Source organism: Candidatus Polarisedimenticolaceae bacterium (assembly GCA_036275915.1).
In the GTDB taxonomy this organism is placed as follows: Bacteria; Acidobacteriota; Polarisedimenticolia; order Polarisedimenticolales; family DASRJG01; genus DASRJG01.
Map to the genome: position 1 here is coordinate 125,737 of DASUCV010000020.1, position 16,200 is coordinate 141,936.

Below are 16,200 nucleotides of genomic sequence, written 5' to 3' on the forward strand. Positions count from 1 at the left end.
ACGCCCCGCCCCATGCGTGACGCGCTCGCCGTCTCGATCCCCTCCCCCAAGGCTTCCCAAGACGCCGTGATCCGAGGCGAGATCGCCCTCGTCATCGCGGCGCTCGCCGGAGCGACCGAGCTCGAGGCGATCTCGTTCGAGCGATTCAACAAGCCCGATTGGGGGGTCAGGCTCCGCGTCCTCGGCGCGCGCTCCTGGCTCGACGATGTCGTGCGGCCGGAGATCGAGCGCCACCTCGCGGCGACGACGTTCGCGTTCGGCGAGCCGGCCGCGGAGGACAAGTGGGTCGGCGGCCGCGAGGACGAAGATCTCTTGATGGCGTTCGACCACGCCGACACCGCGGCGTGCTTGGCGTTCCTCGAGGCCGAGGCCGCAGGACGGCTCGAAGCGTCGCGCGCCCAGTGGAGCCTCCACGTCGTCGAGGCGATCCTCGGTCTCTTTCCGCTCCGCGCCGACGAACGTCTCGCCTTCTACCGCCGCGGATGGGAATGGACCGCCGAGTCGGGGCGCTGGGACGACGAGGTGTTCGCGATCCTCGACGGGAAGTACGAGGCGCAGGAGAGCATGCTGCGCGAGGCGGTTTCTGGGAAAGCTGCGTGGGGCGGCAGGGAGCCTGAAGAGATCGCGCTCGCCCTCATCGAAGCTCTGCGCGGTCCGATCGGCGCGATCCGCGCGGCGGTCGCGTCCGGGAAGACGTCGAAGTCGGTGATCGATCTCGCAGTCGTCATCGGTCACGGTCACTCGAACCGCCTCGGCATCCACGCGACCCAGGAAGCGACGATGCGCTACCTGGTCTGGCGCGCGCTCGGCGGGCGCAGGCCTCCCTCGGCATAGAGCCGGTACATCAGGTAGCGGAGGATCGCCTCGGGGACGACGTCGATCCCCAAGCGGTTGCAGTGCAGGTGCGTGTACGACCACGCGAGATCGACGAGATCTTTTTGAACGTGACCGGCGGCGTGGGCCGCGAGCAACTCGTCGACGACGGGTCGCGTCGCCTCGAGGCAGCGCCCCGCGATGGCGCGCGCCGTCTCGTCGCCGAACGTGAGGACGCGCTCACGCAGACCGTCGCGCATGCCGTCGTACCTGCGCTCGAGCTTCGGCCGGTCTTCGTCGCGGAAGACGCCGTCGCGGAACGCCCACTCGTGCCCCGTGCGATAGAACGCGGTCCGCTGAGCGTCGTCGAAATGGAAAAGATCGAGAAACCGCTCGGTGAAGACGAGGCTGTACTCGCGGCGCGGCACTTTCTCAGACTCGAGAAACTCCAGGCACGCGACCGAATCGTGGAAGAAGATCTTCTCCGCAAGCCTCATCCCGGCCGGGCCGCCGTAGCGTTCCCACTCGCGCGCGTACTCGCCCCACACGACCTCGCCGATCGCTCCCGACGCGACGAACGGCCGGAGCGCCTTCTCGACCCTCGGCCGCACGAATCCGTCGACCCACTCCGGACGCCCCAGCACGCGGAAGCGAAGCTGCCACTCGGGGTCGGCGTAGCGGACGAAGAAGAGCGAGTCGAGATCGGGGTGCTCGCGGATCTCCGCGACGACGGGAGCGACGAGCTCGTGGAGAAGGCGGTCGTGGCTCTCCGCCGGCGACGTCATCGCCGCGTAGAGACAGGCTTCGGGCTTCTCGACGCTCACCGGCACAGTATGAGAGATCGTGGGGTTGAGTACGAAGCAAAGCTCGAAAAGGGGGAACGCAAGCAGCTGACCCAGCTCCTGAACAAGCCGGCGACACCCTAGGCCGCCGCGAGGTCCGCGGCGAGGTCGGCCGCGCTCGCGTAGCGCTCGTCCGGTGACTTCGCGAGCGCCTTCATGACGATCCGCTCCAACTCCTCGCCGACGCCCATCGCGGCCGGCTCGTCGAGCACCGTCTCGTTCGTCGCACCGGGAAACGCGGGCCGCCCTGTCGCCATCTCGTAGAGCACCGCACCGAGCGAGAACAGATCGCTCCGCGCATCGGTAGAGTGACCGAGGATCTTCTCGGGAGCCATGTAGCCGCGTGTTCCCACGGCCAGCAGCCGACTCGACTCCACACCCGGCGGAGCCGACGAGAAGCTGGCGAGCCCGAAGTCCGAGAGCATGGCGCGTCCGCCGGCCGCGATCAGAATGTTGTTCGGCGACACGTCCTGATGGAGGACCCCTCGCGCATGCGCGAAGGCGAGCGCCGAGGCAAGCCCGGCGCCGTGTCGCACGACGTCGGCGAGCGGTAGCGGTCCGCCGCCGTCGATCACTGCGCCGAGACTCGTGCCCTCGACGAACTCCATGACGAGCCACGGAGAACCGTCGTGCTCGAATCCGCCGAGCACACGGACGATGTTCGGGTGGATCAGCCTGGCGGCGAGACGCACCTCGCGAAGGAAGCGGCGCAGTATGTCGGGACCGCCGCGCGGCACCTTCAGCGCGACCGTGCGCCCCGAGCTGACGTCGGTCGCGCGGTACACCTTCGCCATCGCGCCGCCGCCGATCGCACCTTCGATCCTGTAGTGCGAGACGAGCGTGCCCGCCTCGATCACGGACAGGCGGCGCGCGACGCCGCGATGCCCGCGTCCCGTCCTCCATGCTGCGACGGCGAGCCGCCGTCATACGTCCCGCGCCCGCGGCAGTTCGACGCCCTCGCCACGAACCAGACGCCGTTCCCCGGCGGCGGCACCGCCGTGGGATCGTCGGTGGTCGTGACCGCGATGCGGTTCGCGACGCACTTCGTCGTCGCTTGGCTGTAATCGCCGCCCGACGAGCGCAGGACCGAGAGCGGCCCGGCGACGACGTCGTACCACGTGGCGCCGCTCGATGCGTCCCACGAGAGCGTGGCCACCTGCGAGCCCGCCGGCCTCGACACCTTGAACCCGGTCAGGAATCCGGGTGCGGCGGCGACTCCCTGGCACCACGACGTCCGCGCGGTCCACGTCTCGGGCGGTCCCGACGAGAAGGTGATCCATCCGTCGTTCTCGCTCCAGGCGCGTCCCGAGAAGTAACCGGTCGCCGGATCGATCGTCACGCCACACGTCGGATCGCCGAGACAGGTCGTCGGCGCGAAGTTGATCCAGCCGGCGTTCTCGCTCCACGCGAATCCGGACAGATGCCCCGATCCGTCGTTGGCGACGCCGTACTGAGTGACGCCGCAGACCTGCGTGTTGTCGCAGGCGAGGCTGATCCAGCCGATGTTCTCGCCCCACATCCAGCCGAGGAGCGTGAAATCTCTCACTTCGACGCCGTTGCCGCCGTCGTCGTTCGGCTCAGCGTTGATCCAGCCGACGTTCTCGGCCCACGCGTACTGGTGGCCGTCGCCGGCGGGATCGATGTTCTCGCCCCCGATCGCTGCCGCGTTCACCGCGAGCAGCCCGAGGGTCAGAATCGCGATTCGATTCCTCATCCAACCCCTCCAGTGCCTCGCGGCGATCAGTACACGTAGTTCGCCTCGGGATGGCCGGAGTTGGGGATCGCGCCGATGTCGCCCGTGCAGAACACGATCGGCCCGTACGCATTGCCCTGGCCGAGATCGAACGCTGTCCCGCACTCGGTCGCGCAGTTGCCGATGAGGAGGTTGGGAGAATTGATGCCCTTGAACGCGATCGGGCAGGTCCAGACGCCGCACTGTTCGACGAGTGATCGCACGCCGCTCAGGGTGAAGCCGTTGCCGCCGCTCGAGTAGCAGTCGCAGTCGTACGCCTGCCCGCGATCGCCGAGGAAGAACCCGCCCGACGACGAGTTGATCGAGGTCACGTCCCAAACGATGAAGAGCGAGGCGTGCTCGAAATCGACGCCGCGTCCCCATCCGACGACCGTGCCGTCGTACACCGTCACGTTCGACTGGTCGCAGACGATCGCCGAGCCCTGGGGCAAGCCGTTCGGCGGAGCGCCGAGCATGTGGAATCCACCCAGGTGGAGATCGACGTTGGGCGACGCAATCCTGATCCCGTGAACCCCACCGACTCCCTGGATGTTGTCGGTCAAGTAGTAGGAGCCGGGCGACGAGAGCAGATACTGGCAGTCGGCTCCCGCCGGCTGGCCCTGGACGGGCATGCGCGGCTCCGAGATCCCGCCGGGCGTCCTCGCGATCATGGCTGCGATCTCGGAGTTCGTGCGGCCGGTCGGACCGACCGCCCCCGGCGGCGGATTGAGCTGCCCGGCGAGCGCGGGCCGCGCGAGCATCGAGCCCGCGATCGCCCCGCCGACGCCGGCGAGCAAGACCCTGCGGTCGAAGTTCTTCTTTTCCATGCTGACCCCCTCTGGATTGCAGACTGAATCGACCGCTTCTATATGCCGCTTGCCAGGGGAGGGCAACAGGAAACTAGCCTGCTGCGCTACGGCGAGGTCTGCATCAAGACCGGCGTCGAGCTCCAGAAGCACGACGGGGACGATGCGCAGTCGATCGACCCGTCCGGCTTCATGCGGTACCAGAGCGAGATCGAAGCGCTTGGATTGACGAGGGCGCCGCCGTTCGGAACGACGATCGCCGCGAGCGTCCCAGCCGTCATCTGCTGGAGCTGCAACGTCGTGAGACCGAGGACGTAGTTGCTCGTGCCGACGTGCAGGGCCACTTGGTCGAGAACGATTCCGCCCGGGAGCGCGTCCGATTCCGACATGTCGATGCGCAAGTCGGAGCCGTGGCTCGTGGCGACGAGCCGCCCCGAGCATGGGACGCACGGGTCGGACTCGGGCTCGGGGTGCGTCGGCCCGCCCCACGTGTCGATGCTCGGGATCGCGTCGGGCGGCGTCGCGCGGCCGGCGGAAACCGTGACCGCAGCGGCGGCGGGATCGCCGCAGCCCGGCTGCGTGGGCCCGAGCAAGGCAGCGAAGATCGACGTGACGGCTGCGTTGCACCACGGCGTCGCTTTGCGTCCTTTCGCGAGCACGTAGCACCCGCTCGCCGGGCTCCATGCCGGCATCCACGTGCCGTCGCCGAGCTGGTCGAGAACGTCGGGATGGTCGAGCAGAGCGACGAGCCAACCCGAGAGGAGCGCGCTCGAGTACGACGACCCCGCGGGCGCCGGCCACGCGTCGAGGCAGAGTCCGTATCCGGGAATCGTGGCGGCCGCTGCCGGCGGCGTCTCCCAGGCCGGTCGTGTGGCGATGCCCGCGAGGAACGCATTGAGGTCGACCATGCCGGCGTCGACCACCTCGTCGAGCGCTCCGGGGAAGAGGCTGTCGCGATGGTTGCCGGCGGCGGCGACGAGCCACGCGCCGGACTGTGCGACGTGGTGGACGACCTGCGCGACCTGGCAGGCGGCGTTCTGCACCGGACACGACGAGGACGACGCGGGGTCCGTGGCGCGCACGCGGCGGCCGAAGCTCATGTTGACGGTCCGCGGTGCCGGCAGCGCTCCCCCGTCGACGTCCTGCGCGATCTCGCACAGCCTTGCGAGGACGTGGAAGTCGCCGACCGGCCCGAGGACGTCGAGCGCCGGGTCGTCGAGCGGGGCGAGCGCCGGCGTGACGTCCGGCCCCGCGATCTGCCCGGCGAGCCACGAGGTGCTCTCGCCGTGCGCGTCGTCGAAGTCGACGACGGCGATCCACCTCGACACGGGGCCGAGGCTCGTGAAGCCGGCGGGCGATTCCTGAGGAGCGATGTCGCGGAGCCGCGTCATGTGCAACGGGAACGGCTGCGTGGCGGGCGGCGAGGCCGGATAGACCGGCGGCTCTTCTCCTCCCGACGCGCGCGGAGTGCACCCGGGCGGCGGGGTCGACTGAAGGATCATGAACCGCCCGTACGTTCCGCAGGCGATGTCGACCGCGGCGGCGCCACCGGCGCAGCTTGCGTCGTAGAGGTGCCAGTCGATGGGCGTTGCGTGCGAGGCCGACACCGATGCGGCGAGGAGGGCGGCGAGCCAGGCGAATCGAGAGAGCTTCATGGTGCATTCTCCGTCCGGGCGGTGATCGTGAGCGAGACACGGTAGATGCGTCCCCCGGTCGCCTCGGTGAGGGCAAACTCGGAAGTCTCCGGCGGCGCAGCCACGCGGTCGGGCAAGCGGGAGCGACGAGAGACGACGATGAAGAAGGGACGCGTCCCTTCCGCCGGTCCGACGAGGTGGTCCGCCTCGGCGGTGAGGGAAGCGCTGCCGCGATCGGCCGCGATCGTGATCTCGTCCGGCTCCCTGAGGCGCGTGAGGCCGCCGTCGTCCCGGCGATACGCGCCGAACATCAGACCGGCCGCTGCTTCACCACGCGGCTCGACGACGACGCGCACGCGCTCCGAGGCGAAGGCGCGCGCTTCGCCGGGGACACCCCGTGTCGAGGCGAGCCCCTCGACGCGCACCGAGAAGTCGGGAAGCGGCGGCCTGCCCCGCCCGACGACGAGGAGCACGGTGATCCCGATCGTCGCCGCCGCGGCGAGCATCGCGGCGACGAGCTTCATCGGCCGCGAGCGATGCTCCGGATGCGACTCGAGATGGACTCCGGCCAACGTCGCCAACCGCTCGCGTCCGTGCCGGCTCCCGGCGAGGCGCCATTCGAGGCGTGTCGTCTCGTCCGCCGGCAGCGCGCCCGCGCGGTAGGCGCTGAGGAGCTCGTCAGGGGGAGCCGGCCCGTCGTCGTGAGACTCCACGCGTGGCAGATCCCACAGCCGGTCGTCTTCGAATCTCGAAGTCATCGCAGCCCCCCCGCAAGATGGGGAGTCCGCGCATCGGCCGTTTGCCCCCCTCGATCGGCGTCGGCGCCGCTCAAGAGAACCCACGCGCCCCACCGCGAGGCCGGGCTGCGGCGGCGAACGGCTTCGAGACCGGAGCGATAGGCGTGGGGAACGTCGCCCCCGCCCGCGAGGGCCGCATAGAACGCCCGATTGAACGCGGCGGCCAGGGCATCGGCGAGCGGCGCCCGGGCTGCGACGACCCACGGCACGCCCGAGCGCGCGAGAAGGCCGGCGATGCCGAAGCGGCCGCTGTCCGCGCTGACGGGCGCGCGCCCGGTGGCGCAACCGCTCAAATTGGCGAAGACGAGGCCCGGCCCCCACGCGGCCAGCTCCTGCCCGGTCGTGACACCGTCGGCGAGAACGATCGTCGAGAGCTCGGGAAACGCAGGCTCGTAGTGCGCGTGCGCGTCGACGTGAAGGAGCGCTGCGCCTGAAAGGGCCCGGCGGAGCGCATCGCGTGTCGCCCCCTCGCCGCGAAGGATCGTCGCGGGACCGCCGCTCCACGCAGCCGTCGCACCGAGGTCGCCGCGAGGATCGGAGACGACGACGGCTCCGCCGGCGGCACTCTCGCGTCGCACGGGTGTCGCGATCGCCGTGCGATGGACCGGTGCGGTGACCTCGCCGAGCCATCGCCGGGCTGCGTCGGCTGGAATCCTGAGCGCGGCGAGCGGAACGTCTTGAAGGATGCCGTGCATCGCGAACGCCGTGGCGGCGGCGAGATCCTCCGCCCTGGGTGCGAGCGCTCTTCCCAGGGGTTCGACGAGCTGGTCCCATCGGGCGTCGTCGACGTCGCCTCGCTCGAGGGCATCGCGCACGGCCGAAATGCGCGCGACGAGCTCGGCGCGCGAGAACGGCGTCCGCCGGTAGGTGACGATGCGACCGCCCTCCGTTCGCCGGAGGACGATCACCTCAACGTCGACGGGGAATGCGCGGTAGTCGGTGGAGGCCTGCTCGCGCTTCGACGGAGCGTCGTGCGAACGGATCGCCTCGCGCATGCGGTCGAGCGCCGACCAGCGAATCGCATCGCGCTCCTCGCGCCGCGACGACGACGCGGGGCGCTCGAGCTCGGCCAGGAGAGCGAGCCACGGCTCGAGCGACACCGGCGCAGGTCGAGGTGGTGTCTCTCGGTCCTCGTCCAGGGCTTCCAAGATCGCCCACGCCTCTTCGGGGCGCCCGCCCTCGACCTCGACACGCGCCGCGGCGTACGCGTCCTCGGCCCAAGGGCTCGGCCCCAGCGGATCGTCGAGCCGCGTCGCATTCGACGCCGCGTGGAGCGCGAGCGCCTTCGCGTAGCTCGCGCTCGCCTGCTCGAGCTTTCTCAGCTTCCGCAGTGCAGCTCCGGTGGCGCTCGCGGCGAAGGCGCGGACACGCGGGCTCGCAGCGGCCGCGTCGATCCGTCCGCACGCCGCGAGGGCGCGGTGCGCATCGCCCTCGTCCATGTCCCGCCGAGCCTCAGCAAGGTCGGCCCACGCGGCGAGATCGTGCGCCCGCGCGGAAGCGTCGTTGCCGATCAGACCGCGCGCACGCGCCAGGGCGTCCACGGGCGCGCGGCCGGCGCGCACCTCGAGGAAGGCAAGGTTGAGAAAGACGTTCGCCTGCTCGAGTTTGTCCTGCGACGCCGGGGCTTCGGATCCGATCGCCGCCACGCGGCGCGTCGCCGCGTCGATCTCCTCGGGGGATGAATCGGGATCCGAAGCGACGAGCCACGCCCACGTGCTCTCCACGGAACGGACGAGCGACGGGTCGCACGGGGCGGTGCCGCACACCGAGACCGCGAATCGGAGACGCTCCTTCGCCTCGCCGAGAGCGCCGGCGCGGGAGAGGACCTCCGCCTGCTTTCCGGCGACGGCGATCCACTTGCGATCGCCGCTCAGCCGGAAGCTTCGTTCGGCCGTCCGGAGGAGGCGCCAGCAACCGGCGAGATCGGCTCGAGCGTCGAGCGCGAGCGACGCGCGCTCGTAGTCGAGCGGACCCGCCCAGCGAAGGCCGGCGGTGGATCGCACCCACGGCGGGTCGTCGCGCAGCAGGAGCGTGGCCTCGGCACGCGCCGAGTCGGACCCATCGCGGCGCAGCGCGTACGCCGCGATGAGCTTTGCGCGGAACGCCAGTCCCGTGTAGCCGTCAGCCTTCGCGTCGTCGGAAAGCGACTCGAGCGCGGATGCCCCTTTGGCCAACGCGGAAGGGATCCGCTTGTCGAGCTCCGCGATCGCTCCATCGTCGGTCTCGAGCCGGAATGGCAGGCAGGGCAAGCTCTGCGTCTCTCCGTCGAAACGGTCGCGGAGGACGGCGCACATCGTCCGCGTTCCATCGGCGAGGCTCGCGGGGATCGGCGCCTCGAAGCAGACCGTCGTGTCGAGGCGCGCGACCGGACGCACGAAGGTGCCGTCGAGCACGCGCGCCTCCCACTGGCTCGTATCGGTTTGAGGCGGTGCGTCGAGGCAGAACCCGATCGGCGCGGACCGCCCGATCACGCGCGGGACCGGAGCGGCCGCCCCGGCGACGTCGATGTCGCGGTGGCCTCGAAATACAGGAGCGGGATCCGCGATCAGGCCGGAGCGTCCTGCGACGCGACACGCAGCCGCCGCGAGAGCGACCGCGATCAGCGCAGGCCGAGACGACGCGCGCATCGGTCGATCGCTCCATCCAGGACCGACCGCAGCTTGTACGTGATCTTCCGCGACCAGCCGGTCACGACCGCGATCTCATCCGGAGTGAACCCGTCGACGAACCGGAGCTTGTAGTAGAGGTACGACCGGCTCCCGGCCCGCTTGAGACACGCCTTGAGCTTGCTCAAGAGGTCGCGGTCGAGCGTGAGGCGCTCCGCATCGACCGGGTCGACCGCTTCCTCCACCGGCATCGACGAAGCGGCAGGCTTGCGCCGCGCCGAGCGCAGGCGGTTGCTCGCGATACCGCAGGCGAGGTCCCACAGGTACGCGTCGAGCCGCGTCTCCGTGCGTTGAGCCGCCGGGACCTCGTCGAGGAATCGTCCGAAGGTGCGCGGCGCGCTCTGGAAGAAGAAGAGGAAGGTGTCCTGGAACACTTCCTCGACGTCGACCCCGCGGAACCGCGCGTACCGCGCGCGCAGCCGGCGTGAGAGGCGCGGCGCGAACGTGTCGTGCAGCCAACGCCGCGCTCCGTCGTCGCCGTCGACGATGCGCGTGAGGCGCTCCGTCAGCTCCGCTCCCGCTCCGCGAGGCTCGAACTCCGGGAATGCCGTGGCCGACATGGCCTTGAATCTACTCCGGAGACCGGCCTCCTCGGCGGATAAAGTTTCGGCCGCTCACGGCCCCGGCGTGCACTCCGCGACGAGCTGATCGACGCGCTTCCGGTAGATCTGCCGGTTGTCCGCCGCGTCGTGCACCTCGACGGTGATCCAGTCGCTCGACGAGACCCCCAGGATCGAGAGGAGAACCTCGCCGTTCTGGATCGGGTGAGAAGAGTCGGGCCATTGCGCCGAGTAGATCGACCGACTGTCGTTCAGGAGAACCGAAATCGACTTCAGCGCGTTCGAGTCGTCCCACCATCCGACTCGAAGTTGGGTCGCAGCGCAGTTGCTCGTCGAGATCGCCGCGTCCGCGGTGGGGTGGTACCAATCGAACTTGTAGCCGATGGGGTTCGGAATCGTGTTCCCGGTATCCCGCGGCATGTGGTTGTCGATCCACTTCCCGAGCTTGAAGAGCCACGAGGCATACGCGGCGTCGCCGGTCGTGCACGGGTGCCCCGCACTGTTGCCGAGATTGTCGTGGATTGAGGAGTAGTAGTAGCCGTACCGCGTCTTGTCATCGCAGCCGGTGCAGTTGACGTTCGCCGGCGCCGCGGTGTTGTCCCGATTGTCGGTGCGGCGCCCGCGTGCCGCCCAGAAGAGGGGGCTGCCGAGCGCGCCGAGCCCCGAGCTCGCGTACTTGCGAAGATTGAGGGTGGCGTACACGAGATCCGACGTCGGGATCGACGTGTCGGACCAGGAGAGGGCGTTCTGCGCCGTCGTATTCCCCGAGCTCGACGAGTTGTGACAACCGCCGCAATAGGTATTCAAGCCCTGCCAGATGTCGGCGCGCCACTCCGGGTAGTCGACCGCCGGTGCCCGTGTCGGTGGGTCCACCTGGATCTGGCAGTGCGCGTCGTACGAGATCGTCGTGGTCGAGCGCACGAGGTCGAGCGGCGGCTGCGTGCTCGCATAAGAGTTCTCGAACCGTACGGGCGAGGGGGCATCGGCGGCGTGCTGATGGCATCCACCGCAGTCCGTCCGCGTCTCCTGCGGCTTGAGGCTGTGCCAGCTCGCCTGATCGGTCAGCTTCATCCCGTAGGTCGAGTCGATCGCCTGGAGCTCGATCGGCACGTTCGACGGGATCAGCGCGAACGCCGATTGATCCGTTTGGTTTCGGACGTCGTAGATGCCGAGGAGGCGCGAGGCCTCGGTGGCACGGCCATACTGGCCGTTGCCGAAGTGCACACCGTCCGACGTGTACCCGAGCGCCGAATCGTTGAGATTCGTCTTGTCGCTGGTGATGTTGATCACGAGGCCGAGGATTTGCGACGCCGGCGGCGGAACGCAGAAGTTGTTCGGGGGGCTCACGTTGACCCAGGTCCATGGCGCCTGGTTCTGCGTGATCAGATCGCTTTCCTGGCCGACGCCGTAGTTGCCCCACGGGTTGAAGTACAAACGAGCCCCGGAGGCCGGTTGCCTGAGGTAGCACTCCCATGGACGCCGATCGGTATTCCCCATCGCCGAGGTCCCGATGCGGGCGAACGGCTCTCCCGGGAGGATGTCGGGAGTCGGCGTGATCAACGACTTCGTCGCCACCCGCTGGGTCGCGTCGCCGTTCGAGCGGGTGCTCCACGGCACGATCGGCACCGGCCAGACGAGGTTCGAATCGCCGTTCCGCTTCCGGATGACGATGGAGCTCCCGTCGTAGTGGTTCTCCGGGCTTGGCGTGACCCCCGGATTGAACCAATTGAGGTTGGGTCGAAAGTCGATACGCGCGCGGTAGCGGCCCTGGTTACATTCCGCGTCGTAGTTGTAGCTCTTGTAATTCGCGCCGGTCGGCGTGTACGAGAAGTAGAGCTCATCGACGCCTCCGCAACGCGGCGAGGTGAATTTCCCGTAGAACACGCCGGGCGATCGCAGAGGGGACGGCTGGTCGGTCGAGAGTGAAAGAGGCGATGGCGTGAGCAGCTGAGATCCGACCTGCAACGGAACGTACCAGTTGTTCTGCACGAGGTTGGCAGGGTCGTTGTAGGTGTTCTTTCCACGGATTGAAAGGTCTTGCGACCACAGCGCGCCGAACCCCTCGTTGCTCCCGTTGTAGTAGCGGGCGGCGACGAGGCGGTCGCCCAAGACGCCGTTGTCGTTCGTCACGCAGAACGTGGCGAGGTGGTAGACCTCGGGGTTCGAGCCGTAGCCGATGATCGGGAACCAATACCCCTCGGAGTCCATCCCCTGGATGTGCCACATGCGCATCGCGTCGGTCGATGCTTGATACGAGAAGGCGAGGCCGTTTCTGAGCGGCGTCGGAGATAACGCGGAGGTCGTCGTGTAGTACTGGAACTGCCCGTCCTCGGGGCCGAGCGTGCCGTCCGGAAGGATCGGAGCGACGTGAATGTTGAAGTTGTTGTTGGAGTGACCCATCTGCTGGTTCGAGTTCGCGAGCCGGCGCTCGTTGCTCACGTAGGCCAAGCGGAGTCCGGCGCGCGTTCTGAACTCGGTCGGATGCATGAAGACGGTGCCCCAGTTCGTTTCGTTGATGCTCGTTTGCTGCGCCATCGTCGGATTCATCGCCGCTTTGTCGCGGTCGGCGGGGTCTTGCACCATGTATCCATGATCGAACACATAGTTTCGGGTCGTCAGACGCGTCACGACGAGCGTATCGGGATTCGTCAGCGGCTGGCTCAGGAGAGGGCCGATGTCGATCGCGTAGAGGTCGGCGCCGGTCCGCGAGAGCGTCATCTGATCTTGATGCGTGCTGTTCGCGTCGGTCGCGTCCTGAAAGTACGCGAAGTAGATACGCCGGCCGTCCTCCGAGAGGCTCGGCTCGACGACGGAGCCGACGGCCGCTGTGAAGTCGATGACCGAATGCTCGTGGATCGGCCGCGGGAAGAGCTTGACGACCTGACCCACGGATGGGAGATAGATCCACAGCTCGTTGCCCGGATCAGGGTCGTTCGCGGAGAGCACGTCGGTCCCGACGTGGTAGTGACCGACCGTGGCGTTGGGGAAGGGCGTCCCTGAGCAGGTCTGCGGATTATTCGGGTCGTAGGCGTAACAAGACGACCCGATCAGGCATAAGGGATGACTCCACTCGACGACCGGCGACTTGACGAACGCGATCGGATACGAGGGGAGGTAATACGCGGGATCCCCCGGGTTCACGAACGCGGTGTCCCAGCCGGGCGTCGGATCCGGAACCTGTTGGAGCCCACCCGGCGCCGCCGAAACCGCACCACCCACGAGGACGGCCAACGCCGTCGCGCAAAGTTTCTGCCCCATCGCACCCTCCCTCCTGAGACCTCTTCAGAAGAGAGGGAGTCCGCGTCGTGGCCGATTGCCCTCTGCGGTACGCTACTTTCGTGGGGCGCGTCAAGATCCTCGCGATGCTCGTGGCGGCCACGCTGCCGTTCGCCGCCCACGCCGCCCGGGCTCCGATCCGCCACTACACCGCCACCGACGGGTTCGCGGAATCGCACGTCAACCGTCTCAAAATCGATCCGAGCGGTGTCGTGTGGATCGCGGGCGCGTCGGGGTTGTGGAAGTTCGATGGCGAGCGCTTCGATCTTCTCGGTGCGGATCTGGGTCTCCCGCGCGCGGAGGTCCAGGACATCGCCCTCGCCGGCGACGGATTGCTCTGGGTCGCGACCGACGTGGGGCTGTTTCGCGGTGACCCTTCGCAGCGGAAACAGGAACCGGTGTTCGCGCGCTTCGAATTCCCATCGGAGGAGAACGGATCCGCGCCGGCTCCGTTCCGCCTGCTCGCCGCCGGCGACGGCACGATCTGGGTCGGCACGCGGCACGGCTTGTGGCGGATCCCACCGACCGGCGGAGGCGCGTCGAGAATCGACGGCGTGCCGCAGCTCGGGCGCGTGACCAGCCTCGCGGAGGGACCGGGAGGCGCCGTCTGGGTCGGGACACATCGCTCCGGTCTCTATCGCATCGCACGCGACGGCCGCGTCGATCATCACGATGATGCCGAGCCGGGCTACGGGTTCGTCAGCGACTTCATGTTCGACGACGACGGGAGCGTGTGGACCGCCTTCCTCGGCGGCGTCGCGCACTTCACGGGAGATCCGTTCGCCTCGCCCGCTCCAGGGCCGGCCATTCTCGGAGAGTCGGACGGCATCAGCATCAGCCCGAGCAGCCTCCTGCGCGTCGATCGCGACCGGTTCCTGATCGGCACGCTCGCGGGGATCGACGACGTGCGGCGCGATGCGAGCGGGCGCTTCAAGGTCGAGGGCAAGCTCGATCGATCGTCGGGCTTGCCCGATGCCGCCGTGCAGACGGTCGCCTTCGACCGCGAGGGAAACCTGTGGTGCGGGATGTTCTACCGCGGGTTGGCCAAGCGCGTCGCGAGCGGTTTCACGCAGCACGACGAGGTCGACGCGCAACGCTCGATCATCATCGGTGTCGCCGGGGATCGAGAGGGCCGGGTCGCCGTGCTCACCCGAGGCGAGACGTCGCTCACGCTGTACACGAGCGGCGCCGCGGACTTGGTCGCGCGGGCGCTCACCCTTCCGTTCGCTTCGGGACTCGTGGGCTGGCGCACCGCGGGGCAGTTCGCCCAGGATCCGTCCGGAGATTGGTGGGTAGGCGGCTCCATGGGCCTGCTCCGCTTTCACGGTGCGACGCCGGTGCGCGCACCGGCCGGCGGAAGCGACCTCGAACGCGCCGAGGCTTCGGCGGTCTTCGTCGCCGCGAACGGCGACCTCTGGATCGGCTCCCCGAGGGGCGAATCGGAAGCGAGCACGCTGTCGTGCCGGCATCCCGGCGGCACCATCACGACCTTTCCGTCCTCGGCCATCGGGACGCACGCCGTCGCCTACGCGTTCGCGGAGGACGCCGCGCACGACATCTGGATCGCCTTCGAGGACGGAAGGATCCTCCGCTACCGCGACGGAAATTTCGAGCGCCTCCCGGTCCCGGTCGCGGCCCTCGCGGAAGCGCCGTTCTTCGTCGATCGCGCGGGTGCGCTGTGGATCTTGGGTCAAGGCCTCGCGGTCAGCTCGGATCCGGCATCCGCGCATCCGGCGTTCGAGCGGCAGCCTCTGCCTGCTCGGTATGCCGATCTGGCGACGACGTGCGGCACGGAGGATCGCGACGGCCGCTTCTATTTCGGCACGACGCGCGGCGTGCTCCGTCTCGATCGCAAGACCGGCGCCTTCCGCCTCTTCACCGACGACGACGGCCTCCCGCGCGGCGAGATTCGATACGCCTTTCGCGACACCTCCGATCGGCTCTGGTTCGCGGATGCGATCGGCCTCGCGCAGCTCATCCCGGGTCCCGATCCACCGTCGTTCGAGGCGCCGATTCGCATCCGTTCGATCACCGTGGAAGGGACGCCGCTCCCCCTCGCTCCCCTCGGTGCGTCAAGCGTCGGTCCGCTCTCGCTTCGAGCCGGCGAGCGGACGCTGCGCATCGAGTACCTGGCCGTTCATCACGCACCGGGATCGTCTCCGCAGTTCCGCACCAAGCTCGAGGGCGCCGACTCGAGCTGGAGCGCGCCCACCGACGAACGCTCGGTCGTGTACTCGAATCTCGCGCCCGGCCATTACCGCTTTCTCGTGACGTCCGCGACCTCGAACGGCGGATCGCCGGCGACCGTCGTCTTCCACGTGGCGGCGCCGTTCTACAAGCGTGGCTGGTTCGTGAGCCTCGTCGCCGTCCTCGGTGTCGCCGCCGCGTTCGGCGCGTACCGTGTTCGCGTCGCGCACCTGCTCACGCTCGAGCGGTTGCGCACGCGGATCGCCACCGACCTTCACGATGAGGTCGGCTCGAGCCTGTCGCAGATCGCCGTCTTGAGTCAGGTCGCGGAGCAAGCGCCGGCGCCGCGAGCGCTCGGCCGGATCACCGAGCTTGCGGGCAGCCTCGTCGATGCGATGAGCGACACGGTGTGGGCGATCAGCCCGGGCGAGGACCGTCTCAGCGATCTTGTCCATCGCATGCGGCGCTTCGGGGCCGACCTCTTCGCCGACGGCGCCGCGACGGTGCAGCTCGATCTGCCGGAGGCGCACGGCGACGAGCGCCTCGAACCGGACGTCCGGCGGGCGATCTACCTCGTCTTCAAGGAATCGCTCCACAACATCCACAAGCATGCGCGCGCGCGGCACGTCCGCGTCGCCCTGGAGCGGCGGGGCGGAGGCTTCCGGCTGACGATCGGCGACGACGGCCGCGGCTTCGACCATTCTGCGATCACACCCGGCCACGGTCTCGCGAGCATGCGCGCCCGCGCCGAGGCGCTCGACGGGCGCCTCAACGTGGAATCGGTCGTCGGCAGCGGCACGCGTGTCGTCCTCGACGTCCTCCGGCCGAAGCGATCGCTAGCAAGATGGATAGTGTGGCGTCGCAGGAACCGGATGTAAGGATTCGGA

At 68.8% G+C, this 16,200-nt stretch carries 11 protein-coding genes; 2 read left to right on the forward strand and 9 right to left on the reverse strand.

The genetic code is table 11. The features are described 5' to 3' along the window. Positions 1–12: 12 nt before the first annotated feature. Positions 13–834 (forward strand): hypothetical protein, encoded by an 822-nt coding sequence (locus tag VFV19_16550; protein ID HEX4825912.1) that lies wholly within the window; start codon positions 13–15, stop codon positions 832–834. On the opposite strand, the gene VFV19_16555 is transcribed toward VFV19_16550, so the two are convergent. From VFV19_16555 to VFV19_16595, 9 genes are all read right to left on the reverse strand, one after another. Further along, complete coding sequence (locus VFV19_16555; GenBank protein HEX4825913.1) at positions 786–1,637, reverse strand: thiopeptide-type bacteriocin biosynthesis protein; 852 nt, start codon at positions 1,635–1,637, stop codon at positions 786–788. The two genes, VFV19_16550 and VFV19_16555, sit on opposite strands and share 49 nt — an antisense overlap. A 98-nt stretch (positions 1,638–1,735) precedes the next feature. Further along, entirely contained in the window at positions 1,736–2,512 is a 777-nt protein-coding gene (locus VFV19_16560; GenBank protein ID HEX4825914.1) for a serine/threonine-protein kinase, read from the reverse strand. Beyond that, on the reverse strand, positions 2,509–3,369 hold the full coding sequence (locus tag VFV19_16565; GenBank protein HEX4825915.1) for a hypothetical protein: 861 nt from the start codon (positions 3,367–3,369) through the stop codon (positions 2,509–2,511). Before VFV19_16565 ends, VFV19_16560 begins: the two co-directional genes overlap by 4 nt. A 26-nt stretch (positions 3,370–3,395) precedes the next feature. Beyond that, positions 3,396–4,214, reverse strand: coding sequence for a hypothetical protein (locus VFV19_16570; protein HEX4825916.1), 819 nt, complete (start codon positions 4,212–4,214; stop codon positions 3,396–3,398). Positions 4,215–4,300: 86 nt separating this feature from the next. After that, positions 4,301–5,848: a hypothetical protein gene (locus tag VFV19_16575; protein HEX4825917.1), complete on the reverse strand. Its 1,548-nt coding sequence runs from the start codon at positions 5,846–5,848 to the stop codon at positions 4,301–4,303. After that, positions 5,845–6,585 carry a hypothetical protein gene (locus VFV19_16580; GenBank protein HEX4825918.1) on the reverse strand — a complete coding sequence of 247 codons (741 nt, stop codon included), beginning with the start codon at positions 6,583–6,585 and terminating at the stop codon, positions 5,845–5,847. The genes VFV19_16575 and VFV19_16580 overlap by 4 nt, the downstream gene beginning before the upstream one ends. Next, on the reverse strand, positions 6,582–9,251 hold the full coding sequence (locus VFV19_16585) for a CHAT domain-containing protein (protein ID HEX4825919.1): 2,670 nt from the start codon (positions 9,249–9,251) through the stop codon (positions 6,582–6,584). Before VFV19_16585 ends, VFV19_16580 begins: the two co-directional genes overlap by 4 nt. Next, the gene (locus VFV19_16590) at positions 9,224–9,850 is read right to left on the reverse strand and encodes a sigma-70 family RNA polymerase sigma factor (GenBank protein HEX4825920.1); all 627 of its coding nucleotides are present in this window, start codon (positions 9,848–9,850) and stop codon (positions 9,224–9,226) included. Before VFV19_16590 ends, VFV19_16585 begins: the two co-directional genes overlap by 28 nt. Before the next feature lie 54 nt (positions 9,851–9,904). Then, positions 9,905–13,108 carry a hypothetical protein gene (locus VFV19_16595; GenBank protein HEX4825921.1) on the reverse strand — a complete coding sequence of 1,068 codons (3,204 nt, stop codon included), beginning with the start codon at positions 13,106–13,108 and terminating at the stop codon, positions 9,905–9,907. 80 nt (positions 13,109–13,188) lie between these two features. Here VFV19_16595 and VFV19_16600 point away from each other — a divergent pair, with 80 nt between their 5' ends. Beyond that, on the forward strand, positions 13,189–16,191 hold the full coding sequence (locus VFV19_16600; GenBank protein ID HEX4825922.1) for an ATP-binding protein: 3,003 nt from the start codon (positions 13,189–13,191) through the stop codon (positions 16,189–16,191). Positions 16,192–16,200: the final 9 nt, after the last annotated feature.